1 pseudogene is annotated in these 440 nt (G+C 61.4%); it reads right to left on the bottom strand.

Features of this window, described 5'->3' with window-relative positions:
* A pseudogene (locus RNB18_RS52300) lies at positions 1 to 440 on the bottom strand (3-ketosteroid-9-alpha-hydroxylase); the annotation flags it as partial.

The raw sequence follows: 440 nt of genomic DNA, 5'->3' as shown, positions 1-440 counted from the left end.
ATGTGGATCCGGTCGCGCGAGACCCCGAGACCCTCGACCGAACGCCGTGCCATCTTCATGAACGGTTTTGGACCGCAAACGAACACCTCGTAACCGGCGTAGGGCGCGAGCAGCGAGGCTGTAGTCGCCTCACTCGGTAGCCCTTGTACGTTCTCCAGCCATTGAACAACCGTCAGCCGATACGAATGCTCGGCGACGAGATCCCGTAACTGCGCGGCGAAGATGACTGACTCGGCGTCGCGGTTGGCATAGAGAAGCATTATCCGACCGCGGCCGCGGGCCAAGACGGTCTTGGCGATCGACACCATCGGTGTAATGCCGCTGCCGCCCGCGATCAGCAGCAAGTTCGCATCCAGGTCGGCCGGGGTGAACAATCCGGCAGGCGGCAGACATTCCAACTCGTCGCCAGAATGTACGTTGTCGCACAACCAATTCGAGGC

The organism is Streptomyces doebereineriae (assembly GCF_031845645.1).
Lineage (GTDB): Bacteria > Actinomycetota > Actinomycetes > Streptomycetales > Streptomycetaceae > Streptomyces > Streptomyces canus.
The sequence above is the reverse complement of the archived record's forward strand: the minus strand, read 5'-3'. Positions and strand labels throughout refer to the sequence as shown.